At 44.0% G+C, this 25,282-nt stretch carries 20 protein-coding genes; 11 read left to right on the top strand and 9 right to left on the bottom strand.

From position 1 onward, the window contains the following. Positions 1–221 precede the first annotated feature (221 nt). A complete protein-coding gene (locus tag AC0L6N_RS03080; RefSeq protein ID WP_011573903.1) occupies positions 222–1,286 on the top strand; it encodes an efflux RND transporter periplasmic adaptor subunit in 1,065 nt (354 codons plus the stop codon). Between the two features lie 5 nt (positions 1,287–1,291). Next, entirely contained in the window at positions 1,292–4,402 is a 3,111-nt protein-coding gene (locus AC0L6N_RS03085) for an efflux RND transporter permease subunit (RefSeq protein ID WP_473478750.1), read from the top strand. A 279-nt stretch (positions 4,403–4,681) separates the two neighbouring features. On the opposite strand, the gene rpoD is transcribed toward AC0L6N_RS03085, so the two are convergent. From rpoD to rpsU, 4 genes are all read right to left on the bottom strand, one after another. Continuing rightward, a complete protein-coding gene (rpoD, locus tag AC0L6N_RS03090) occupies positions 4,682–6,523 on the bottom strand; it encodes an RNA polymerase sigma factor RpoD (protein ID WP_011573905.1) in 1,842 nt (613 codons plus the stop codon). Positions 6,524–6,668: 145 nt separating this feature from the next. Then, on the bottom strand, positions 6,669–8,435 hold the full coding sequence (gene dnaG, locus AC0L6N_RS03095) for a DNA primase (RefSeq protein WP_473478752.1): 1,767 nt from the start codon (positions 8,433–8,435) through the stop codon (positions 6,669–6,671). A gap of 130 nt (positions 8,436–8,565) precedes the next feature. After that, positions 8,566–9,024, bottom strand: coding sequence for a GatB/YqeY domain-containing protein (locus tag AC0L6N_RS03100; RefSeq protein ID WP_473478754.1), 459 nt, complete (start codon positions 9,022–9,024; stop codon positions 8,566–8,568). A gap of 84 nt (positions 9,025–9,108) precedes the next feature. Next, the gene (gene rpsU, locus AC0L6N_RS03105) at positions 9,109–9,324 is read right to left on the bottom strand and encodes a 30S ribosomal protein S21 (RefSeq protein ID WP_006991319.1); all 216 of its coding nucleotides are present in this window, start codon (positions 9,322–9,324) and stop codon (positions 9,109–9,111) included. A 218-nt stretch (positions 9,325–9,542) separates the two neighbouring features. Here rpsU and tsaD point away from each other — a divergent pair, with 218 nt between their 5' ends. Further along, positions 9,543–10,556: a tRNA (adenosine(37)-N6)-threonylcarbamoyltransferase complex transferase subunit TsaD gene (gene tsaD / locus AC0L6N_RS03110; protein ID WP_011573908.1), complete on the top strand. Its 1,014-nt coding sequence runs from the start codon at positions 9,543–9,545 to the stop codon at positions 10,554–10,556. 79 nt (positions 10,557–10,635) lie between these two features. Here the strand turns inward: tsaD and plsY are convergent, their stop codons facing one another. Next, positions 10,636–11,238: a glycerol-3-phosphate 1-O-acyltransferase PlsY gene (gene plsY, locus AC0L6N_RS03115; RefSeq protein ID WP_011573909.1), complete on the bottom strand. Its 603-nt coding sequence runs from the start codon at positions 11,236–11,238 to the stop codon at positions 10,636–10,638. Between the two features lie 76 nt (positions 11,239–11,314). Between plsY and folB the strand changes: the two genes are divergently transcribed. The 4 genes from folB to AC0L6N_RS03135 are packed head-to-tail and all read left to right on the top strand — an operon-like array spanning position 11,315 to position 13,376. Next, positions 11,315–11,674, top strand: coding sequence for a dihydroneopterin aldolase (folB, locus tag AC0L6N_RS03120; RefSeq protein ID WP_473478758.1), 360 nt, complete (start codon positions 11,315–11,317; stop codon positions 11,672–11,674). Then, a complete protein-coding gene (gene folK, locus AC0L6N_RS03125) occupies positions 11,671–12,189 on the top strand; it encodes a 2-amino-4-hydroxy-6-hydroxymethyldihydropteridine diphosphokinase (RefSeq protein WP_473478760.1) in 519 nt (172 codons plus the stop codon). The genes folB and folK overlap by 4 nt, the downstream gene beginning before the upstream one ends. Beyond that, the gene (locus AC0L6N_RS03130) at positions 12,186–12,986 is read left to right on the top strand and encodes an undecaprenyl-diphosphate phosphatase (RefSeq protein WP_007991874.1); all 801 of its coding nucleotides are present in this window, start codon (positions 12,186–12,188) and stop codon (positions 12,984–12,986) included. Before folK ends, AC0L6N_RS03130 begins: the two co-directional genes overlap by 4 nt. A gap of 24 nt (positions 12,987–13,010) precedes the next feature. Beyond that, positions 13,011–13,376, top strand: coding sequence for a histidine triad nucleotide-binding protein (locus AC0L6N_RS03135; RefSeq protein ID WP_473478762.1), 366 nt, complete (start codon positions 13,011–13,013; stop codon positions 13,374–13,376). A 104-nt stretch (positions 13,377–13,480) separates the two neighbouring features. On the opposite strand, the gene AC0L6N_RS03140 is transcribed toward AC0L6N_RS03135, so the two are convergent. Beyond that, positions 13,481–15,481: a putative bifunctional diguanylate cyclase/phosphodiesterase gene (locus AC0L6N_RS03140; protein WP_473478764.1), complete on the bottom strand. Its 2,001-nt coding sequence runs from the start codon at positions 15,479–15,481 to the stop codon at positions 13,481–13,483. Positions 15,482–15,521: 40 nt separating this feature from the next. Beyond that, positions 15,522–17,210, bottom strand: a complete 1,689-nt coding sequence (locus tag AC0L6N_RS03145) for a dipeptidyl-peptidase 3 family protein (RefSeq protein ID WP_473478766.1) — start codon at positions 17,208–17,210, stop codon at positions 15,522–15,524. 265 nt (positions 17,211–17,475) lie between these two features. Between AC0L6N_RS03145 and AC0L6N_RS03150 the strand changes: the two genes are divergently transcribed. Continuing rightward, entirely contained in the window at positions 17,476–18,312 is an 837-nt protein-coding gene (locus AC0L6N_RS03150; RefSeq protein WP_011573916.1) for an HDOD domain-containing protein, read from the top strand. A 74-nt stretch (positions 18,313–18,386) separates the two neighbouring features. Here AC0L6N_RS03150 and rdgC read toward each other — a convergent pair whose 3' ends face one another. Then, the gene (rdgC, locus tag AC0L6N_RS03155; RefSeq protein WP_006991309.1) at positions 18,387–19,292 is read right to left on the bottom strand and encodes a recombination-associated protein RdgC; all 906 of its coding nucleotides are present in this window, start codon (positions 19,290–19,292) and stop codon (positions 18,387–18,389) included. A 99-nt stretch (positions 19,293–19,391) separates the two neighbouring features. Continuing rightward, entirely contained in the window at positions 19,392–21,119 is a 1,728-nt protein-coding gene (locus tag AC0L6N_RS03160; protein ID WP_473478769.1) for a sensor histidine kinase, read from the bottom strand. Positions 21,120–21,376: 257 nt separating this feature from the next. Here AC0L6N_RS03160 and phoB point away from each other — a divergent pair, with 257 nt between their 5' ends. From phoB to AC0L6N_RS03175, 3 genes are all read left to right on the top strand, one after another. After that, positions 21,377–22,066, top strand: a complete 690-nt coding sequence (phoB, locus tag AC0L6N_RS03165; RefSeq protein WP_006991307.1) for a phosphate regulon transcriptional regulator PhoB — start codon at positions 21,377–21,379, stop codon at positions 22,064–22,066. A gap of 61 nt (positions 22,067–22,127) precedes the next feature. Further along, the gene (gene phoR, locus AC0L6N_RS03170) at positions 22,128–23,438 is read left to right on the top strand and encodes a phosphate regulon sensor histidine kinase PhoR (protein WP_011573918.1); all 1,311 of its coding nucleotides are present in this window, start codon (positions 22,128–22,130) and stop codon (positions 23,436–23,438) included. 237 nt (positions 23,439–23,675) lie between these two features. Next, positions 23,676–25,277 carry a hypothetical protein gene (locus AC0L6N_RS03175; protein WP_011573919.1) on the top strand — a complete coding sequence of 534 codons (1,602 nt, stop codon included), beginning with the start codon at positions 23,676–23,678 and terminating at the stop codon, positions 25,275–25,277. Positions 25,278–25,282 lie beyond the last annotated feature (5 nt).

Raw genomic sequence — 25,282 nt, forward strand, 5'->3', positions numbered from 1 at the left:
TCGATAAAAGGGCATGTTTTGCGTATTTTTGGTGCGTTATCACAAACTCTAATGCGGTGAAATACCATACTTTTCAGTTCAATAACTTGCGTAGTAAAAAAGTGTAAGAAAGCGTAAATGTTACTAAGTAAGTGCAGTAATTTAACGTACTATCGAGCCAAATTACGGCTTTAGTCGTAGAAAGCATACACTCAAAATTTAACGTATAAAAAGGTTTCTCCATGTCCAAAGGAATTTCATTTTCACCCATTCTAATCGCGCTGATTTTGGCGAGTGGTTTGCTTATTTATTTGTATTTGCCCACTGAAGTAGAGGAGCAGCGGCAGAAGCCGAGTGCGACTCCTGTGACTGCTTATACTATGGTGAAAGAAAAGTTTCCTGTGACGGTGGAAGCGCTAGGTACCGCGAATGCGAACGAATCTGTTATGTTGACGGCGCAAAAGTCAGACATTGTGCAAAGTATAGAATTTGACGATGGGGATTTGGTTAAGAAAGGCCAGCTACTGATTAAGTTGAGCGACCGTGAAGAACGAGCACGATTAAATGAACTCGACATTAATTTACAAGAAGCGAAACGCCAGTTAAAGCGTATCGACAATTTAGCACAAAAAAGTGTTGCTTCTGCCCAGTTATTAGATGAACAAGAAGCCAACGTAAAAGCCCTCAAAGCACAATTAGAAGTCGCTAAGGCACAATTAGAAGAACTAGAGTTGCGTGCTCCATTTGGCGGCTTGCTAGGCGTACGTCAAGTCAGTTTAGGGGCCTTGGTGATGCCTGGGGATTTAATTGCAACATTAGATGATTTACATGTTATCAAAATGGACTTCACTATCGCTGAGTCGCATTTACCCAGCGTACGTAAAGGTCAGCAGGTGTCGGCTACATCGGTGGCATACCCAGGAGAAACATTTGAAGGTGAGATCTCCAGTATTGCGTCCCGTGTGGACCCTGTCACTCGCGCTATTCAAATTCGCGCTATTATCGATAACAAAGAGTTAAAACTTCGCCCAGGCATGTTATTGCAAATTCATCTTGAAAAAGAAATTCTCGAGACGCTGACAATACCGGAAGGCGCTTTAGTCCCCATTGAAGACAAGCAATTCGTGTTTGTTATTGAGGACAACAAAGTGACTCGTAAGGAAGTGAAAGTCGGCTTGCGAAAACCGGGTATTGCACAGATAACGTCTGGTTTGAAGGAAGGCGAGCAGGTTGTGATTCAAGGTGCACTTCGTCTGCGCGAAGGCTCGGATGTTAATGTGCTATCTATGCACACATCTCAAGGGTAAATGTAATGTTGTTATCTGACATCTCCATCAAACGCCCAGTATTCGCTTCGGTCGTCAATTTACTTTTAGTGGTATTCGGGATTGTTGCTGTGACGTTTCTGTCACTGCGGGAATACCCAGATGTTGACCCTCCCATTGTGTCAATTAACACAACCTATACCGGCGCATCAGCAGCCATCATCGAAAGCCGGATCACCCAATTATTAGAAGACCGTATCAGTGGTATAGAAGGGATTAAAAATATTGAGTCGACCAGCAGAAATGGACGGTCCTCAATCGATGTAGAATTTAACCTTTCCAGAGACATTGACGCCGCTTCAAATGATGTGCGTGAGCGGGTAAGCCGGGCGCTGAATAACTTGCCTGATCAAGCAGATCCTCCTGAGGTATCAAAATCAACCTCAGATGATGACGTCATCGTTTGGTATAACCTGCGCAGTGACAACATGAGTGTTATGGAGCTGACCGATTACGCCGACCGTTACTTGGTAGACCGATTATCTGTAGCCGAGGGGGTGGCAAACGTGCGGTTAGGAGGCGGTCGCAGTTATGCCATGAAAGTTTGGCTTAATCGTAATGCTATGGCGGCTAGAGGTATTACCGTTGCAGACATAGAGCAGGTTATTCAGGCTGAAAATGTGGAGCTCCCCGCGGGAGAAGTGCAGTCAGATCAACGAGATTTTGATGTGCGTGTTGCACGTAGTTATTTAAGCCCGGATGATTTCTCAAAACTTCCTGTTAAAGCTGGCGCTGACGGGTATCTTATCCGTTTAGGGGAAGTGGCTACGGTTGAGCTAGGCGCAGAAGACGACGAAACAGAGTTTCGAGGTAATGGCGTGAACATGATTGGCTTAGGTATTACTAAGCAATCGAAAGCCAATACATTAGAAGTAGCAAGAGCGGCAAAAGAAGCGATAGATGAAATTCAGCAGACCTTGCCGGATAATATTTTTATTGTACCTAGTTATGACTCCTCAGTGTTTATTGAAGCCTCAATAAACGAAGTATATGAAACACTAGCCATTGCGATGTTGATGGTGGTGTTAGTCATTTATATTTTCCTTGGCAATATCCGTGCGACGATCATCCCTGCGGTGACCGTACCTGTGTCGTTAGTCGCTGCGTTTACTGTGATGTACGCCTTGGGCTTTTCTATCAACTTATTAACGCTTCTCGCATTAGTGTTAGCTATCGGGTTGGTGGTGGATGACGCCATTGTGGTACTTGAAAATATCTCACGTCGTATAGAGTTAGGTGAGCCGCCGTTATTAGCTGCCTATCGTGGAGCGCGTGAGGTCGGGTTTGCTGTTATAGCAACAACATTAGTGTTGATTGCGGTGTTTGTACCCTTAGTGTTTTTACAAGGAAATATAGGTCGGTTATTTACCGAGTTCGCTTTGGCAATAGCTGCAGCAGTGGCATTTTCAAGTGTCACTGCATTAACGCTGATACCTATGTTGAGCTCTAAACTATTAACAAAAACCAAAAGTTCTAAAGGGTTAAATGCGTGGATGAACAGGTCGTTCACCAAGTTTGAAGGCAGTTACTTTAAGGTGCTTGGCAAAACCATCCATCAACCTATTCTGATGGCGTTGCTTATTCTGGTGAGTGTTGTTGGTTTATTACGATTGGTGGAAATATTACCTAGTGAATTTGTACCAAAAGAAGACAGAGGAAATTTCTTTATACAGATCCAAGCAGCAGAGGGCGCAAGCTTTAAAGAAAACAGTAGAAGCATGAAAAAGGTAGAAGAGATCATTCTGCCGTATTTAGACAGCGGAGAAGCAACACGGGTACTCGTTCGATTACCGGGCTTTGGCAGCAGTGCAGGCATTGCCATTGTAGGCACCCCAATAGGGGATGAGAAAAAACGCTCAACGTTTGATTTGATGGATGAAATCAGTCAAAAGTTATCCGTTATCCCTGATGTGCGAGCGTTCGCAATCATGCGCTCAAGTTTGGGCGGGCGAGGCGTCGGGCGTCCAGTACAGTTTGTTCTTCAGGGGAATACTTATGAAGAGCTGGTTGAGTGGCGGGATAAGCTTCTGTCAATTGCCCGACAAAACCCTAACTTGCTGCGGTTGGACTCAGATTACAAAGAAACCTTGCCGCAACTCTTGATTAATATCGATACCGAGCGTGCAGCAGATTTAGGGGTATCGGTGAGCGACATTGGCACCACGTTAGAAACGATGTTAGGCCAGCGCCGTGTGTCGACTTTCCTAGATCGTGGCCAAGAATACGATGTGATTTTAGAAGGTCGCCGTGAGGACTATCGCAGCCCACAGAGTATTGATAACCTGTACGTGCGCTCGTTTAGGACAGGCGAGCTGATCCCAATGGATAACCTACTGAAAGTGGAAGAGCGAGCCACCTCTTCGCGCTTGAATCGCTACAATCGGATGCGCAGTATCACCATCAGTGCAAACTTGGCTGACGGTTACACGGTGGGCGAAGCACTGACTTACCTAAATAACATTGTTGATACCGAATTACCAGAAGGTGTGTCGGTAGATTACAAGGGAGAGTCTCAACTCTATCAGGAGTCGGGTAATTCGATTATTTTTATCTTCCTAATGGCATTGGTCATCGTGTATCTGATCCTTGCGGCTCAGTTTGAAAGTTGGGTGCATCCGTTAGTTATCATGCTCACTGTGCCATTGGCGTTAGTAGGGGCCTTTATCGGGCTATATTTTGCGGGAATGACGCTGAATATATACAGCCAAATTGGCTTAGTGATGTTGATTGGACTTGCGGCCAAAAACGGCATTCTGATTGTAGAATTTGCCAATCAACTACGTGATGCTGGTGCTGAGTTTGAATCAGCCCTTAAACGCGCCGCCATGCTGCGCCTTAGACCTATCGTGATGACCAGTTTCACTACTATCTTTAGCTCATTGCCACTGGTGTTTGCAAGTGGTGCAGGCTCCGAAAGCAGAACCGTTATCGGCATGGTGATATTCGCTGGGGTGCTTGTATCAACGCTACTGACCTTGTTTGTGGTTCCCACTGCCTACTATTGGTTGGCACGTAACACTGGCTCACCGCTGGCTATCACTCATAAGCTAGAAAAACTCGAAGATGAAATTCCTTACGTTAAGGGTGATGATTTTTAACGCATTGCTGAAATTCAGCTAAAAAACTGAGCATACCTAAAGCGGCTAAGTGTTTTAACTTATGCCGCTTTTTTGTGTCCGGCGCGATCTATGAACCCTGCGATGTGGCTCAATCCTGCTTATGGTTTGTAATGGAGTCGTTGATGAACGTTAAAGCTGTATGTCTTGATACTTACCATATTGCAGGCGACAAAAAATAAGCGAAAAAAAACCGGATATTGAATCCGGTTTTTTGTACTTGCTAATACAAGACATAAGCGCATTGCTTATGCGTGATCATTATTCGTCTAAGAAGCTGCGTAGCTGCTCAGAGCGACTTGGATGACGTAGTTTACGCAGTGCCTTCGCTTCGATTTGACGAATACGCTCACGAGTAACGTCAAACTGCTTGCCGACTTCTTCAAGCGTGTGGTCCGTGTTCATGTCGATACCAAAACGCATTCTCAATACTTTCGCTTCACGGGCGGTTAGGCCTGCTAATACTTCTTGAGTGGCGTTCTTCAAGCTACCGCCAGTGGCAGAGTCAAGAGGCTGCACAATGGTGCTATCTTCAATGAAATCACCTAAATGTGAATCTTCATCATCGCCAATAGGGGTTTCCATTGAAATGGGCTCTTTAGCAATTTTCAACACCTTACGGATTTTGTCTTCAGGCATTAACATGCGCTCTGACAATTCTTCTGGCGTTGGTTCGCGGCCCATCTCTTGTAACATTTGACGAGAAATACGGTTCAATTTATTGATTGTTTCAATCATATGCACAGGAATACGAATAGTACGTGCCTGATCTGCAATCGAACGTGTGATTGCTTGGCGGATCCACCAAGTAGCATAAGTCGAGAACTTGTAACCACGACGGTATTCGAATTTATCAACAGCTTTCATCAAACCGATATTACCTTCTTGAATCAGATCCAAGAATTGTAAACCACGGTTGGTGTACTTCTTCGCAATTGAGATAACCAACCGTAGGTTAGCTTCCACCATTTCTTTCTTCGCCCGGCGCGCTTTCGCTTCACCAATTGACATACGACGGTTAATGTCTTTTATGTCGGCAATGATCAAGCCGGTTTCGTCTTCAACGGCATTCATTTTACCGATGCTACGCTCTAGTTCTTCTTGATGTACTTTAAGCTCTTCAACATAAGGCGCGTCAGAAGCAAGAATTTCGAACAACCAATCAGTACTGGTTTCGTTTCCAGAGAACGCTTTGATGAAGTCTTTCTTCGGCATTTTTGCCGCAGCAACACAGTGTTTCATCACGATGCGTTCTTGCACACGGATACGATCCATCATGCTACGCATGTTTTTAACCATACGGTCAAACTGCTTGGGCACTAAGCGGAACTCTTTGAAAATCTCGCTTAATTCATCAATTTCTTTGCGCGACTTAGCGTGAGAACGGCCTTCAGATGCAATTACATCGCGCGTTTTTTCGTATTGAACACGTAATTCAGAAAACTTCTCACGGGCCTCTTCTGGATCTGGGCCTGTATCTTCTTCTTCTTCGTCTTCATCATCGCTATCGTCGCCATCATCATCTTCGTCTTCCAACTCTTCTTCAGATAACTCAGAACCAATATGGGTAGCGGTAGGGGCAATATTGTCTGCTTCGTTAGGATCAACGAAACCAACAATGATGTCACTTAAGCGAATTTCTTCAGCTTCGAACATGTCCCACTGATCAAGCAAGTAGGTGATTGCCTCAGGGTATTCTGCAACAGAACATTGAACCTGATTGATACCTTCTTCGATGCGCTTGGCGATAACAATTTCGCCTTCACGAGTTAACAGCTCAACCGTACCCATCTCACGCATGTACATACGCACAGGATCTGTCGTTCTACCAATCTCGCTTTCTACCGTAGCTAGGGCTTGGGCGGCGGCTTCCGCGACTTCTTCATCTGTCGTGGTTTCTTGCATCAATAGTTCATCGGAATCAGGAGCGTTTTCAAACACTTTGATCCCCATGTCGTTGATCATGCGGATAATGTCTTCGATTTGATCCGAGTCAACTATGTCTTGAGGCAGGTGATCATTTACTTCGGCAAAGGTCAAGTAGCCTTGTTCTTTACCTTTTGCAATGAGGAGTTTTATCTGCGACTGCTTGCTTTGCACCATATACCTTACACTTCTCGATTTGGGTTAAAATTGCACCCTGAGGACCAATTAATGGGCTCAAAATGCTAAATACTTTGCTTGGGCTCGAGGCTGTAGCGAATTAGCCAGTATAGCAGACTCGACTACCCTTGGGCTAGATGTTGGGTCATTTTTGTTCTTTTACAAGTAGGTTCAGCTCTTGTTTTTCATCTACACTGAGATTTCCTAAGCGCGCTTTTGACATGAGCTCGTCCATCCTACTTTTAAAATGCCAATCCAGTAACTTGGCAAAACTATCTTTAAATACCAATGCTTGGTTTTCTTCAGCGTATTCCCAGCTGAGCAATTTAGCGAGATTCTTACTCTGAGGATGATCCCTAAAATGCTCTAATACTTGGGCGGTATTGGCAGAGGGTTTGCCTAAACAGAACTGAAACAGTTCGCTTAAAAAGTCCAGGCCAGGCACTTGCATATCGCCCAGCGCCGCGGGATTAGCATGTTGACACTCGATAGCAATCCCCGGCTGGTCAAGTAATAAGCGGATCATCATCCTTACAGGGGAAATCTTGGCTTTATTTAAAGCGGTAAAGTCCAGTTTTGCGCCTGCTTTATGCTGATTCGCTTTGGCTACGTCTTGCTCTAGGCGGTGGCGATTTCTATCACCCATATGCGTACTGAGCTCAGAGGTTAAAATAGCCCGTTGATTATCCCCTAATATTTGCTCGATTAGCGGCATGGCTTCTGCTTTTAACGCCGCTTTACCTTCTGCACTACCTATATGGTGACGCTGTAGTAAATTATCAAAGAAAAATTTAGACAGAGGTACAGAGTCGCTCACCAGTTTTTGCTCAAATGCTTCTTTGCCAATTTGGCGCACCAAAGTATCTGGGTCTTCCCCATCGGGTAAAAACAGGAATTTCATTTCAACGCCGTCTTTTAGATATGCCAAGGCATTTTCTAATGCACGCCAAGCTGCTTCTCGCCCAGCTCGATCGCCGTCATAGCAACAAACTACCTCGCTGGTAGTGCGAAATAGCATTTGTATGTGTTCAGGGGTAGTGGCTGTGCCTAACGATGCGACCGCGTACTTAATATCAAATTGGGCGAGGGCCACCACATCCATATAACCTTCAACAATCATGACTCGCGGCAAGTTGCGATGTGCTTGTTTCGCTTGATAAAAACCATAAAGTTCGTTGCCTTTATGGAATATGCGCGTCTCAGGAGAGTTAAGGTATTTAGGCGTACCATCACCTAACACTCGACCACCAAAACCAACTATGCGGCCACGCTTATCGCGAATAGGGAACATGATACGTTCGCGAAAGAAATCAAATCTGCGGCGATTATCATTCTCAGTAATCAACTTTAAATCAAGCAGTTGCTGTTGGGCCTCTGGCGTACGGCCGAAGGTACTAAGCACCGCATCCCACTCGGTTGGGGCATACCCTATACCAAAGGCCTTAACGACTTCACCACTTAGGCCGCGCTTTTTTAAATAGTCGATAGCCTTGTCTTTATCGCTATGCACTTTAAGTTGCTGAGAAAAATAACGGGATATGGTTTCCATAAGCTCATAATCATCTGCCTTTTGCTGTTTTTGTTCAGCAGTAGGAGCGGGGGTTGAGCTTTTTTCTCTAGGTACATCAACACTGTGATATTGCGCTAGTTCTTCAATGGCTTCTGGGAATTCAAGTCGGTCATATTCCATCAAAAAAGAAATAACATTGCCATGGGCACCGCAACCGAAGCAGTGATAAAACTGTTTATCTTGGCTTACCGTAAATGAGGGGCTTTTTTCATTATGAAAAGGGCAGCATGCTTGATAGTTTCTACCTGCTTTTTTGAGCTTAACGCGATTGTCTACCACCTCAACAATATCGGTGCGAGCGATTAAATCATCAATAAATTCACGAGGTATACGGCCGTTCATGTCAACTTCTCAATTTATTCGGGCAAAGCATGAGGGATGCAAAAAAGCACTATACTTGGTCTGCATAAACAAACAAGCCGCAAATAAATGCGGCTTGATTTCAATAGATATTTGGGTGCCTTAATATTGATTAAGGCGAACTCAAGAGGTCTAGCTTGGCTTTTATTTGACCGCTTAATTTTCCCATGTCAGCTCGACCTTGAACCTTAGGTTTCAACCAAGCCATTACTTTACCCATATCTTGCATTCCGCTTGCCTGTGTTTCAACCATTGCTTGGTCAATTAAGGTGCTGACTTCTTCTTCGCTCAAAGGCTGAGGCAAAAAAGTGTGCAAAATATCAATTTCAGTAAGTTCTACATCAACTAAATCTTGACGATTGGCTTGTTCGAACTGACTCGCAGCGTCTTTTCTCTGTTTTACCATCTTAGTAAGCAGAGCAATGACATCGCTGTCGTTGAGCTCAATACGCTCATCGATTTCACGTTGCTTAACCGCTGCTAACGCCATACGAATAGTACCTAGACGAACTTTGTCTTTGGCACGCATTGCGTCTTTTTGGGCATTTTTTAAATCATCTAACAAGGACATGAAATTGACTCGAAGAAATACTTAAAATGAACCTAAGATAAAACTGCAAAGGGTGTTTAATACGTTAAACACCCTAGGAGAGAATTAGTACAATCTGATGCGACGTGCGTTTTCGCGAGACAACTTCTTCAAAAGACGTTTTTTAGCAGCTGCTTTCTTACGCTTACGTTCCCAAGTAGGCTTTTCAAAAAATTCGCGACGACGAACTTCAGAAAGAACACCTGCTTTTTCACATGAACGTTTAAAACGACGCAACGCTACGTCAAATGGTTCGTTTTCTCTAACTTTAACGATTGGCATTAAAATCTCACCTCAAAAATAAATACTTTGTCTGCCAGCGCAAAAAATAACCGGCTCGGTTAAAAATGGTGCGGAATTTTAATCATATACGCTAACAATGTAAAGACCCGATATAGGAAATATTAGATTAGTCGCGGATTATTCACTCTAATATGGTGAAATCATCATGAGAAAGGTAGAATGCGCGGCCTAACATTACACGGAACACCACATCTACTATGCGCGTTATTGGTATTGAAACATCTTGCGATGAAACAGGCATTGCTGTTTACGATGAACATCAAGGTTTATTATCTCATCAACTCTATAGCCAAGTAAAGTTGCATGCCGATTATGGCGGTGTGGTACCTGAGCTGGCTTCTCGTGATCACGTGCGCAAAATTGTACCTCTAATAAAGCAAGCATTGCTTGATGCCAATTGCACAAAGGATGATATTGACGGTATCGCCTTTACAAAAGGACCTGGCTTAGTAGGCGCCTTGTTAGTTGGCTCATCTGTCGCTCGCAGCTTAGCGTTTGCTTGGGATGTGCCTGCAGTTGGGGTGCACCACATGGAAGGCCACTTACTGGCCCCTATGTTAGATGAACCCGCGCCGGAGTTTCCGTTTGTGGCGTTGTTAGTCTCCGGTGGTCACTCGATGATGGTTCGCGTTGATGGTATCGGGCAATACGAAATTTTAGGTGAATCGGTGGATGATGCCGCAGGTGAGGCGTTTGATAAAACGGCTAAGCTTTTAGGGTTAGATTACCCCGGTGGGCCTTTGTTAGCTAAGATGGCTGAGCAAGGTGAAGCAGGGCATTACAAGTTTCCTCGCCCTATGACCGACCGTCCAGGACTGGATTTTAGCTTTAGCGGTTTAAAAACGTTCGCAGCCAATACCATTCGTAGTTCAGATCAATCAGCGCAGACCAAAGCCAATATCGCTTATGCGTTTCAAGAAGCAGTCGTAGACACCCTCGCGATTAAGTGTAAGCGAGCACTTAAACAAACAGGGCTAAAACGCTTGGTCATTGCAGGCGGAGTAAGTGCTAATAAACAGTTGCGCATTGAATTTGAAACCATGATGAAAAAGCTACATGGCACCGTGTATTACCCACGCTTAGAATTTTGCACCGATAACGGCGCTATGATTGCTTATGCAGGGCTCAAAAGATTGAAAGCTGGCGAAACTGAAGGCTTAGCCACCAAAGCTCAACCTCGCTGGTCTCTTGATGAATTGCCAGCCATTTAACGTTAAGGGCTGGTGCTTTAAACACACAGAGAATTACTGAGTACATTTTTAGTTAGGTGATAACACTCGCCTTGTGGAATTATTCTTTCGTTCGCCCTTTATCCCATATCTTACTTTCCTGGCCACTCATCAAACGAATGATGTTTTGTCTGTGGCGCACAATTATCAGTATGCATAACATGGTGACTGGTGCTGTGTAAGCCGGTTTGACAAACCATGTGATAAAAGGCGCCACGCTGACTGAAATAATCGCGGCCAAAGACGAATACCCGGTGATAAAGACTATCACGAGCCAGCAGGCCAATAGTAAACTGACTAACTCCCAGCCCAATGGCAGCATCGCGCCAATTGCAGTGGCGACGCCTTTTCCTCCATTGAAATTAAAATACAAAGGATAGATGTGCCCTAAGCAGGCAGCAATGCCGACTAGCCCTAGAGTGATTGGAGGCATGCCTAGCAGATACCCCACGTATACTGGAAGGGTTCCTTTTAGCACATCGAAAATAAAGACTAAGGCTGCCGGTAGCCGACCGCCAATGCGTAAAACATTTGTCGCTCCTGGGTTGTTAGAGCCCGTTTTACGCGGATCGGGCAGCATAAACACGCGACAGATCAAGACTGCGCTGGATATTGAGCCCAACAAATAAGCGCTACAAAAGAGTAAAATGCTAAGTGACGTCATGTACTTATGTTCTGTAAACGAGGTACAATTCACCAAGATTACCTTAAAATTTAACCAATAACAGCGCGGATCTTTCATGGATAAAATTTACATTGAAGGCTTAGAGGTACAATCTCTAATAGGCGTGTACGATTGGGAGCGGGATGCGACGCAGCGATTGCTGGTCGATATAGTGTTATTTAGTGATTTACAAAAGCCTGCCTATAGCGATGATGTTGACGATACGCTGAATTACGCGGAGGTAGCACAAGCTGTCACAGATGTGGCTGCAAAGAGTCAATTTGCGTTAATTGAAGCGCTAGCTCAAGCCATGATCAACCAAGTCTTCAGCCAATTTCCTGTGCAAAAAATGACCTTGAAATTGAGCAAACCTGACATTTTACCTACAGCTCAAAATGTCGCGGTCGAGTTTACTCGTGAGCGCAAAGACACATGAGTGCACAAGCACCTCAGCATACTATTTTCATCAGTGTTGGCAGTAACATTAATCGAGAGCAGCATATCAGTGCTGGTCTTGATGCTATGTATGCAGCGTTTGGTGAACTCATTTTATCATCGGTTTACGAAAGCAAATCCGTTGGATTCGATGGAAATAACTTTTACAACTTAGTGGTACAGGCCGACACTCACTTACCCATCATTGAAGTGGTAGAGCACTTAAAGAAAATAGAAACCGAAAACCTGCGCACCCGCGAAAGCAAAAAATTTGCTCCGCGAACGTTAGATCTTGATTTACTGACATACGATGATGTCATTATTCAAACACCGATGGAACTTCCACGCCCTGAGATCCTCTACAATGCGTTTGTGTTGCAGCCTTTAGCGGAAATTGCACCTGAAGTAGAGCATCCGCTAGCGAATAAAAGCTACCTTTCCTTATGGCAGCAATACGATAAATCCCAACAACAGTTATGGCCTATCAAATTTACATGGAGCGCTAATCGCCAATGACTCTCACCGAAATTATTATCCTTGCTATTATCCAAGGCATTACCGAGTTTTTACCAATTTCGAGCTCTGCTCATCTTATTTTACCGTCCGTGCTGCTAGGGTGGGAAAACCAAGGCTTAGCGTTTGATGTTGCCGTTCATGTGGGCAGTTTATTAGCCGTCATGATCTATTTTAGAGGCGATATCGGCCGTATGTTGGTGGCCTGGTTTGGTTCTGGTTTCAGTAAAAACCAAACTGATGACAGTAGACTAGCGTGGTGGGTGATTATTGCTACGATACCTGCGCTTATCTTTGGTTTTGCAGGTAAAGCGTTTATTGAAGAGTACGCCCGTTCTGCATTGGTGATTGCTTGTACCACAATTGGTTTTGGCTTATTGCTTTGGTATGCCGATAAAAAAGCGGCCTTGAATAAACACATTTATGACATGACATGGAAAAGTGCCCTTATCGTAGGTATGGCACAAGCGATTGCTTTGATACCCGGTACTTCACGCTCCGGTATTACGATGACCGCTGGCCTAATGCTAGGGCTTGATAGAGAAAGCGCAGCGCGTTTTTCGTTCTTACTGTCAATACCGGTGATCCTTGGGGCTGGCCTTCTAGCCACGTTAGACTTAGTCAGCGCCCCTGATGCGGTAGATTGGAACGCCTTAATAGTGGGAGCGGTTTTATCTTTTGTCAGTGCTTACGCGTGTATTTACCTGTTTCTAGCGTGGATTTCGCGTATTGGTATGCTGCCGTTTGTTATCTACCGCATGTTGCTTGGCGTTATTCTGCTGTTGTTTGTTTTCGCGTAATCATCACGAAAAAGGAGTATTAGTATGAGTGAAACAATTTTTACTAAAATCATTAATAAAGAAATCCCCGCTGAGATCTTATATGAAGATGAAATGTCTTTGGCGTTTAGGGATATCAACCCCCAAGCGCCGATACACTTTTTAGTGATACCGAAGAAGGCCATTGCAACCATCAATGACATTGAAAAAGAAGATCGTGAAGTGGTCGGGCATCTGTCTTGGGTTGCTTCTCATATATTGAAAGAGCACGGTTTGGCTGAGCAAGGCTTTCGTACAGTGATGAATTGCAATGAATATGGCGGGCAAACTGTCTATCACATTCATTTACATGTGCTGGCAGGTAAGCCACTTGGCTGGCCGCCTTATAGCGATAAATTAAAAATCGAGTGATAGCATCGATAAAACGAAAGTGACAAAAAGATAATTAAAGGCGAAGCGAAATGCTTCGCTTGTTTTATGCTCCCAGTGTACGTCCTTTGTTACACCCTAAATCGCTATACCTTTGTCAGAATGGCGATGTCATCTGTTAATTTGGCACACGGCTTTTTGATGAACTGCAGTACCTTGTGTTCAGGTATGGGTTTAGAAAAGTAAAACCCTTGGGAAAAATGCACGCCTAATTTTTGCAACGCAAGGGCTTGTTCTTTCGTTTCCACACCCTCAGCAACAACCAAATAATCAAATGCATGGGCAATATTGATAACAGCCTGAACAATTGCTAGCCCACTAGAATCTAATCGGTTGACAAATGAACGGTCTATTTTAACGGTATTAACCGCCAAGTCTTGCATGACTGATAAAGAAGAGTATTCGGTACCAAAGTCGTCAATTGAGACCTTAATTCCGCGACTTTGCAATATCTTAATGCGCGATATCATGATGTCTTTGTCAAAAGAAAAGACAGATTCCGTTATTTCTAAATGCAGCAAATTGGCCGCAAGGCCACTAGCAAGCAGGGCTTCTTCGACAATGGTGATGAAGTCATCAGATTGCAATTGACTGACCGACACATTAACACTTACGGCAATCGGTTTAGGCCAAGATGCGGCGACAAAGCAGGCTTTATTTAACACCCAGGTGCCTATTTTACGGATAAACCCATGTTGCTCAGCAATCGGAATAAACTCAACGGGTGAAATATGCTCATCTTCTTTTTGCCAGCGTAGCAATGCTTCAAACGCACATATTTCGCTGTTATCCGAGGCCATTATGGGTTGAAAGGACACGCTAAGCTCTTTGTTTTCTATGGCGCGCGCTAATCCATCTTTTAAAAATTGCTCCCGGGTTAATTTGCTGCCTAATTCTTTTGAAAATACCCCAGAGGTCGATATAGCGCGTTTCTTCTGATAATACATTGCCATGTCAGCAAGTTGAATGAGCTTTAACTCGTCGCTTGCATGTTGCGGGTAGAGGGATATTCCAATGGTCGCGCCTAATGAGAGTTGCGCATTATCGTAGGTATAAGCCTCTGAGATATAATCTATCAATGCTTTTGACTGAGCCACCGCTGATGCTTGCTGAGTGTTGGGTAACGCAATTAAAAATTCATCACCGCCCCAACGACACAATAGTTGATGATCTTTGCAATGCTCCTTCAAACGTAACGCTGTCTGAGTCAGTATCTGATCACCGGCATCGTGGCCTATGGTGTCATTAATTTTTTTAAAACCGTCTAAATCAATAAACAGAAGTGCCATTGGCTGATGCTGTTCTATACACTCCTGAAGGCTTAATTTCAAGTGATTGAGAAAAGCAGTGCGATTGAATAAACCAGTAAGAGGGTCGAGATTAGAAAGCTCGTAGATTTTACGCGTACGTTTTTCTACTTGCGCTTCCATGTGCTGTACTAACGAAGCATTTTCATTTTTTAATCGAATCGCTTGGGTAGTAAAGTCAGCAGCCTTTTTAGCGCTGATACTCATCACCAATCCGAAGGATAATCCCAATACTCCCAGCACTTGACGGTAATCATCATCGGAAAGGAGCAGGGCGATTGAAAATGGTACCAGCAATATGACTGAATAGGCCATTGCCGTTTTTTTATGAGCCGCTAAGACACTGGCAGCACCGCCTGCCATGGCGGCCACAATAATGATGGTACTGGCTAATTCGACGGTGTCGGCAGTAGCGTAGACGCCTAAACAATAAATACACCACATTGCAGCTGTCGCAAATGTGCCGGTGACAAATCTGAGCGTTGCGCGGTGGCCGTCGTATTTTTGCCCTTTTTGTTTGGTACGCCACCAAATTGAATCAAGCAATCGAACACAAATGACAGCAAGCATCACCCACCACCAAGTGTGTTTAAATGTCACTAAGTTGGTATTGTCAAAAGCGAAAACCAGCATGGTCGCAGCGAACAGCGAAACAAGAATGCCGCCTATGCTGTTTTGGTACAGCAGCTCGGCGGCATCTTGTTCTGTGCTTTTTGAAAGAGATTGATTGCTAGTGATAAAGTTTCGTCCATCCGGCTCGGATAAAGATAAATTTAGCACAGCAAGAGTAGATCTATAGTATAAATATCAAGCTATTAAGTTATGGCATTTTCAACTTAAGTATATTTTTGCCCTGCTCAAAGGTGATATCCACCGGAATATTTGCATCTGTTAGGCGTTTTAAATCTGTTGCTAACGTTTCCTTAATCAGCCCTTTGTCCGCCACCAACTGGCTAACACCTGCATAATCTCCATCACCTTGTAAGGTCAAAATTAACCGCGACAATGCATCTATGGCTTTACTCATCTTGGCCATGTTGACCTGGTATAACCCTTCATCATTTCGACTAAAAGCGCCATATTCTTGGAAAAAGTTAAAGCGGATCATATTTGCTTTGCCGTGGGCAGAGCTAGCACCGAAGCGAACTGAGCGAAAGATTCCCGCCATAAAGGTTGTGTAGTAATCTTCAATTTCTCCCTCAGTGATAACGCCCTTGTCCAATAATTGACTAACCATGTACAAGCCGAGAATATCCGCCTTACCTTCCTCTAACGCTGAGGCGTGCTCTTTTAATGCTTGGCGCACCGTTCCTTTGCCATTAATTGTATTTTTAACCCCTAACCCATGAGCCACTTCATGAAACATGGTATTGGCGAAGAACGCATCAAAGGTAATATGCTTTCTTTGCTCTGGGACCATTAACTCATTGGCAATCGGCAACAAGATATTTTCAAACTTTGCACGCATCGCATTTTTTAACTGTAAACGTCGTGTGCCTTTTTCTAACTGCACTTGCTCATCATTCGGTAAGTTAATAGCAATTGTTTTACTGCCCGCATTTGAGTGTCCTGCGTAATAAATGACATCGTAAGCGTTGAGATCAGCATTGGCGCCAGGCATCTCTTTTTTATAGGCTTCGCCTACGGGCAAATTAGTTTGTAATTCAGGTAAGTAAGCCGCGTATTTACTAAGGCGTTCGCTCCAAGTTAAATCTTTGAGTAGCACGTAGGCTTCAAACGCTGCTCGATAACCAAATAACTGGTCTTCGTAAGTTTCAATGGGGCCAATCACTAATTCAATTGGATTGCTTTTCATGTCCATCCAAGCGAAATCAGATTTCTGATATTCGTTACTAAGTAAAGCGTCTGCGCGCAAGCGTAAGTAATTGGCAAAAGCAGGATCGTCAGCTAATTCAGCAGCCTCATTTAACAGACTCGCTGCTTGTTGTAATGGTTCGGCAAAATATTCGGCGTAAGGAACGGCTTTTAATGAGCCTTCTTGGTCACGAACAACCATGGAATACAAACCTGTTTTGTCTGCAAATTCACTTTTTTCAAACTCAGTTTTGCTCATGTCTTCAGGGTAAAACTGGGCACCTACCGGTTTCTCACTGGTCTGGCTTAAAAACGCCTTGTCACCATTTAATCTATCCCAAGGACCATAATTAATGTCGGCAAAGCGACGGCCGCTTTCATCGGCAATGCGGCTCAAGAACTGCTCTTTATTATCGCCATAAGCTTGTTGCCAAAATAAATCGTCCATTATCTTACTTGCGTCAATAAGCAGGCCTAGCATTTGCTTTTGATTCGCCGATAGGGAGGAGAGGTCGGCCGTTAACGGCACTGATTGGTATATGTCTAATCGGTCTTTACTATTAGCAAGCACAGTGAGGCCGGATAATGAATCGCTTACTGCTTGAGCCGCTACCGGAGCCTTATTTGACGAAGGTGTACAAGCGGTTGCAAAAACGGCGAAACATACTGCGCTGACAATGGACTTTTTCCACATAACAAAACCTTAAAATTGCAAAATAAAAGAACCTTTTAACATGCCATCTGCTTCGAGTAAATTAGCTCAATTTTGAGATGCTGCTAAAGACTGATCGTTAAATGAATATTCTATGTTAGGATTATTTGAACGTTGCGAATGAGAAAATACTGGCTGAAGACGTTTAGCTTAGTCAATTATATCAAACGCTTGGATGCAGATTGGTGCTAGGTTGCTATAGTAAGTGAACTGGCTAAATAATGAGTGACACACAATAGGTTGGAAAATGTCTACAGAAAATGCGTTATTAACCATCTTGGTCGAAAAAATAAACAACGATACATTAGTGCTACCAACGCTTCCCGCAATTGCTTTGAAAGTTAGAAAGGCTGCGGACGATCCGAATATTAACCTAAATGCCATGGCTGATGTCATTGGCCAAGATCCGTCACTCTCCGCGCGGATGATCAAAATATCCAACAGTTCTTACATGGGTAGAAGCGTCAAAGTAACGTCTACCTCACAAGCTGTTACACGTATCGGTTTACGTCAGATAAAGAATATTGCGACTGCGCTAGCCATGGAGCAACTGTTTGTCTCTAAAAACGATATCGTGAAAAACTACTTGGATAATGTGTGGCAACAAAACCTGAAAGTGGTTGCGGCCGCGATGTCGGTTATGCAACTGCACGTTAAAGAAACCAAAAATCGCACCCTTAATCTAGACACCATGACCCTTGCTGCCTTAGTCCACAATATTGGTGTACTACCGATTTTGACCGAAGCCGAACGTCACCCGGAAGTGTTTGCCAATCCTACCTTTTTAAATGTGGCGATCGATAAATTAGCTGGACGAATTGGTGCAAGCATCATGCGTGAATGGGGCTTCGAGCAAGAATTTGTTAATGTTGCTGAAAACTGGCGCGATATGTCAGTCCAGACGGATATGATTTCCTATCTTGATTTCACTCGTTTAGGCGCTGTTATGGCAGGCTTATATGACTCACAGAAAGACGCTCTGCTTAATTTAGCGGTGCAAAAGGGGATATTGGCAGACTTGACAGTCTTACAATCAGATGAGTATCAAGAGCTTTACGATAGCGCCATTGCTGTATTCGCTTAAGGCGTTAATGCCCAAGTACATGTATTAGCGAAAAGCCAGCATTATGCTGGCTTTCTTATAACTGATCAGCGGGATTATTCTTGATCTTGCTGCAGATTAAATATCTCCACTAAGCGCTTTGAAAAGCGCACTATTTCAGCAGACATCAAGGCGAAATCGGCATCCATTTTAGCTAATTTATCTTCTTTAGGAATGTCGTCATTTTGCTCTGTCATGACATCGGTGAATTTAAGGCGTTTAACTGCCATGTCTTCTTGTAACAATGCGCTAAAGGTTTCATCCCATTCGATAGCTATTTTTTGAACGGTTTTGCCAGCACTCAAGTGATTCGCAATTTCTTCACTGCCAAGATCTTGGTTTTTACAGCGCACGATCGCACCGTCTTCTTCCATAGAGCGAAGTTCCGCTTCTTCTAAAATCACCACATCATTAGGCACAGAGTCGTCCGTTAACCAATGCGTTAATTCTTCCTGCACGCTTTGTTTTGCTAGGGGCACAACCGGCAATGAGCCAATTGCTTTACGCAACATGGCCAAGAAAGTCTCAGCTTTGCCATCTGCACTGGCGTCAACTACGACTAAGTTATCTTGAGTAGAGATAAAGCCGTGACTAAAGCTATTTTTAGTAAAAGCTTGTGGAAGTAAGCGCTGAATGATCTCTTCTTTCATTTCCTGCTGCGCTTTTTTACCTACATTTGAGCCTGTTTCAGCTTCCATTAGTGCCACTTTGTCCGCTAACTCGGCGTTCACGACAGCCGCTGGCAGGATCCGCTCTTGCTTCTTCAACGTTAACCAAAACTTGCCGCCCGCACTGTGTACTAACATATCGCCTTGGCCAACTGGCGATGTCCAACCCATAGTTGCCAGCTCTTGCGAGCCACAAGGGCGAAAGGGGAATTCAGCGAGTTTGTCTTGTATGTCTTCTTCTGTTAAGTCGAGAGTTTGCGTCAAATGATAGAGTTTTAGGTTTTTGAACCACATAAAAGTAATGTCCGTTGATAAGGGGATGAAAACAATTGGGGATAAATAAAAAACGGTCGCTAGCCTAGCAGTCTTTACGCAAAACTGCCAAATCTAGCGTTAAGAATGTAGCGGGATAGTCAGTACGTATCGTAAACCCTTACCTGGCTCACTGAATACTTCAATATCACCTTTTAACGTTTGGGTAACCAGATTATACATGATGTGTGTTCCTAAACCGCTGCCGCCTTTCTCGCGCCGAGTAGTGTAGAAAGCTTCAAAGTGCTTAGCTAATGAGTCTTTCGGCAAACCTCTGCCATTGTCGCGATAATCAATGGTTAGCGTTTCAGGTTGCTTGGTTATTGCAATGTCGATAGTGCCTTTACTCATATCTTCAAAGCCATGAATGACAGAGTTCATCACCATGTTGGTAAAAATTTGCGCCAACATACCCGGAGCACAAACAATAACAACGTCGTCAGGGCAACTTATATTGATGATGTGTTGGGTTTTCTTCAAGCTTGGGGCTAATGATTGAATAATTTCATTGAGATATTCTTTTAAGTCGATTTCTCTTTCAGCTTCGCTTGCCTGATCAACAGCCACTTGTTTAAAGCTCGATATCAAGTTTGATGCACGATTTAAATTGTTAGTAAGCAAGGTAATGGTTTGTTGAGCATCAGACAAAAACGTGTTCATTGTGCTGCCAGTCAGGGTTTTCTCTTGGTAGGCTTTCTCCAACGTATTTAATCTCTCTTGCAAGAAGCTGGTGGCCGTGACACCGACGCCCAACGGGGTATTTACATCATGGGCTATACCGGCAACCAATCCTCCTAGTGATGCCATTCGCTCTGATTCGACTAACTGATCTTTAGCCAGTTGAAGGGTATCCATGGACGACGCTAACTCACTGTTTCTTTTACGTAGCTCGTCTTCAATAAATTGACGATTTTCGTTTTCTTGGCGAAGCTCTCGTTGGTTCACTATCAGTTCGTCTTTTTGCTGCTCCAAATCGAGCATGATCTTGCTCAATGTCGCAGTCTTTTTAGCCACTTCTTGCTCTAGCGATATATTATGGTCATCCAGCATTCGGTTGGCTTCTCGCAACTCGGCTTGTGTCCCATTTAGGCGCTTTTGAAAGTCCACCATGCCGTCAACCAAGCTGTTATAGGCTTGCTCTAAAACCGTGAACTCATTTTTTTCAGGCACATTTAAATGTAATTTTGAAGATTCTAAGTCATTGATATCAAAGTCTGAAATTTGCTGGCGCAACTCATTTAAGGGATTCGTCAGCATGGTGCGAAAAGCGCTCATAAACAAAAACACTAGAAACGCGGTTTTGATAATCGCATTACCAATAAGAAAGAATATACCCACTTCAATACGGCTAAAAATTATTTGCGCGCTGGAGTACAAGGTGACATCACCGACCAATGATGTACGCCCTGAAAACTCGAAAATTAAAGGAAAACTATAGCCAAAGGTGCTGCCCGTATGATCTTTTACCACACCTTTTGTGATAGGGGATTCAGGTTGCTCTGAGGTCAGCCCTAAGTTAGCAATATACTGACCGTTTTCGTCACGGATTTGTACACCTTCTACTATGGGTAATTCCATTAACCCTGTGGCAATCGATTTAGCCTGCGCCATGTTTAGTTCCCACATGGCTCTAGTCAAACTGGTACTAAAGGTGTTTTTTAATGTTTGAAGCTCACCTTCTATATGACTCTTAGCATTTACATACTCGGTAACTATTTGTCCCACGGTGACTATAAGGGTCAATATAAAGTACACCGATAGCACACGTGTCAAAAGTTTCTTTGATAATGTGCTTTTTTCGTTAGTCATATGCCAATCCATGAGATAGATGAAAATTAAGAATATGCCCTATGGATTAAATTAACAAGTCACAGTAACGAACTGCAATCTCCTTGTAATGAAATACAAGTAACTGAAAATATTTGCTTTATTTCCATAATATGACAAAAACTTAGGGTTACTTAAGTGTTTTAGGCAAGGTTATTACGCTGTTTATGGTAACTTTAATAAAAATGTCACAGACCTAACGAATAATTGCGGACTTTGTCATGAACAGGAAAATGAAAATGGCCAAACGAGTATTACTGGTTGAAGATGAAGCGCCGATCAGGGAAATGTTAAAATTTGTCTTAGAGCAATCTGGCTATGAAACGATTGAGGCAGAAGATTTTGATGTCGCCTTGGAAAAGGTCGTTGAGCCATACCCGGACCTTATCTTGTTGGACTGGATGTTGCCAGGTGGCAGCGGTGTACAACTCGCGAAGCGTTTAAAGCAACATGAATTTACCCGTGATATTCCCATTATAATGGTAACGGCCCGGGGCGAAGAAGAAGACAAAGTACGTGGGCTTGATTCAGGTGCTGATGATTACGTGACAAAACCTTTCTCTCCCAAGGAATTGGTTGCCCGAATAAAAGCGGTTATTCGTCGCGTTACGCCTACATCTAGTGATGAACTTATTGAATTCAATGGTTTAAAACTCGATCCTGTTTCGCACCGTGCGACCGCCAATGATGAGCCGCTTGATATGGGCCCGACTGAATTCAAATTACTGCATTTCTTTATGTCGCACTCCGAGCGGGTTTATAGCCGTGAGCAATTACTGGATAACGTTTGGGGTACAAATGTATACGTGGAAGACCGTACTGTAGATGTACACATTCGTCGCTTGCGCAAAGCGATATCACGCTTTGGGCATGACAGCATGATTCAAACCGTTCGCGGCTCAGGCTACCGCTTTTCAGTAAAAGTGTAATCTAGCCCGTCTATACTGAAACTTCCGTATTCGTCGGCTGCACAGGAGAACAGTTGCTGCCATGTATTACCCTTTCTCATGGCTTAGAAGCCTAGGCCGTTTAGCGGCCTACTTTTTGGTGGTTATCTTACTTGGCTGGTATTTCTCAGAGCCAAGCTTAGCAGTCGCTATTGGTGCGTTACTGCTCTTGGCGAGCCATTACTGGAATATTTATCGACTAAACCATTGGTTGTGGCAGAGTAAAAAAATTACGCCTCCCAGAGTCAATGGCGTGTGGGAGCATATATACGACGGTATCTACACACTGCAAAGGCGAAACCGCGCTAAACGCAAAGAACTAGGGTTATTAGTTAAACGCTTCCGTGAAGGGTCCGAAGCGCTGCCTGATGCCGCCGTCGTGGTGGATGCAAACGCAGCGATTATTTGGTGTAACCGATTAGCTAGAATTGAGTTAGGGCTACGCTGGCCGGACGATGCAGGTCGTCGAATTTACAATTTGGTGCGCCATCCACAATTTGTCGAATTTTATCACAACAAAGATTATGAAAAGCCGATAGAAGTGCCGTCTCCGGTAAACGATCAGCGTATTCTTGAATATCGTATTATGCCTTACGGCGATGAACATTTACTGCTTTTGATTAGGGACGTTACCAAGCTCACCCAAATAGAGAAAATGCGCAAAGATTTTGTCGCTAATGTGTCTCACGAGCTACGAACGCCTTTAACGGTGATCAATGGTTATTTAGAGACTCTGCCCGGGGCGACTAATATCCCAGAGGCCTTTTTGGCAAAAGCGTTTGAAGAAATGCGCTCTCAATCCACGCGCATGCAGTGCTTGATCGAGGAGCTATTAGTGTTATCTCGAATCGAAGCCAGTAGTGAGCGCTCTACGGAAAACATTGTCGATGTGCCGCAAATTCTCAATACGATCAAGATTGAAGCCGATACCCTCAATGGCGCAAAGCAGCATACGATCACAATGGACGTTGACCAAGGTCTGAAAGTCTACGGTGTCGAAACTGAATTACGCAGTGCGTTTTCCAATTTATTATTTAATGCCATTCACTACACCCAAGAAGGCGGCAAAATTCACGTGCAATGGTCGTTAGTGGATGGCCAAGCAACGTATTTGGTCACCGACAACGGTTATGGGATTGAGGCCAAACACTTAGGTCGCCTGACTGAGCGATTCTATCGAGTCGATAAGGCGCGCTCGCGTAAAACAGGTGGCTCGGGGTTAGGTTTATCTATTGTTAAACATGTGCTTAATCATCATAACTCTCGCTTACGTATCAAAAGCAAAGTCGGAGAGGGCAGTGAGTTTTCATTTGCGTTTTCTCACGAGTTATCGGTGAAACAGTCCACGTCTTAGACACTGCGCTTTTTAGGCGAAAAGCGTGTATTGCCCATGACTCTCTCTAGATGTCTGAAATTAAACATATTTTATAAATTTTCCGCGTTATTCCTTTCGTCGCAGCACTTAGTTCGTGACACTTTTATTAAACTTTTCTGACAGTTTTTATATGTAACAAAAATGTCACCGAGCTTCGGTAATCTTCGTGCAAATTTTAAAACACATTAAAAAATCACTCGTTTATCGGAGAACACCATGGAACTTAAGAATTTTTTCAACGCGTCTGCAGTAGCGACTGCTCTAATACTTGCTGGTTGTGGCGGAGATATAAAAGTGACTCCGACGGTCATCGATAATAGCGTTGATAATAGCGTAACCAACCCGACTACAGGTGGTGGCGATAGCACAACTAACGTTTGTGCCTCTTACGAGAATGATAGCGGCGAGACGGTTCAAGGTACGTATGACGGCCAAGATTGTTCTTACTCAACAACGTTCGTTAGCGCAAGTAACCCTCTTACAACAAACGTGACGCTTGATGATTTGAGCAACGATGGTGTGCATTATTTCCTAGGCTCATTGGTGGTTGGTGAAGGTTGTAATACCGACGGCGGAACGTGCACTATTGAAACTGACGGCCCCACCCTGACTGTAGAAGCAGGTGCAACAGTTGCTTTTAACCAGTCTACTTCTTTCTTATTAGTGAATCGTGGTGCGAATATTGAAGCTGAAGGAACCCTTGCTGACCCAATCACATTTACTTCAGTGAATGCGTTTACACGTCTTGATTCAGTCGGAAATGGTGCTCAATACGGCGATTGGGGCGGCATGATGATCGACGGTTTCGGTATTACTGACCAATGTACCGATGCTCAGCGTGGTGCAAATACCTGTAGCGCAGAGAGCGAAGGCGTAACCAGTTACTACGGTGGTAGCGACAACGCTGACGATAGCGGTACGCTTAAATTCGTTAAAATTCATTATGCAGGTGGTTTACCAGCAGGCCAAGAAGCCGGAAACGATTTGAACTCGCTCAGCTTGTTTGCTGTTGGTTCAGGGACTGAAATTGACTATATCGATATCTATCAAGGGTTCGATGATGGTATTGAATTATTCGGTGGTGCCGTTGACCTTAAGCACATCGTTATTACCGATACTCAAGATGACAGCTTAGACATTGATGCAGGTTGGCAGGGTCGTGCGCAGTACGTTCTTATCAAGCAAGGTACAGTGGTTAATGCAAATGGCGTGACCGTGAACATGGGTAACGGCGGTTTCGAGTCTGATGGGGTGAAAGGAACTTCTTCAGCTGAAGCGCCTGCGTCAGCGCCTGTGATTGCTAATGTAACCGTATTAACCACTGATGGCTTGTCTATTCGTGATGACGATGAGTCAATCGCCATGAAGTTAGACGATATGATTTCAGCTACTTGGTACAACACATTATTGGTTAAGCCAGTTGCTACGCAAACCTGGTGTATTAATTACAGTGGTGACGCCGCTGAAGTTATTGTTAATGGCTCAGCGTCTATCCATAACTCAGTAGCAGCTTGTGCTCAATTAGCTAATGCTGGCAACGAAACTGTTACCTTTGGTAGTGATTCAACCACGGTTCAAGAATGGTTCGAAGCGAATGACAGTGAAGTCGTTGGTGGTAATGCTGACGTGCTTGCTGCAAATGGCTTTGCAACGTTAACGACTGGCACAGATATCACTATTTCAGCATTTGATGCCTCGACACTAGATGCATTTTTTGAATCAACTGACTACATAGGTGCGGTATCTGACACTGACACTTCTTCTGATTGGTACAACTGGGCAAACGATGCGTTTACCAACGCAGCTGCTGACGAGTAACCAAT

This window comes from Paraglaciecola sp. G1-13 (assembly GCF_055809255.1).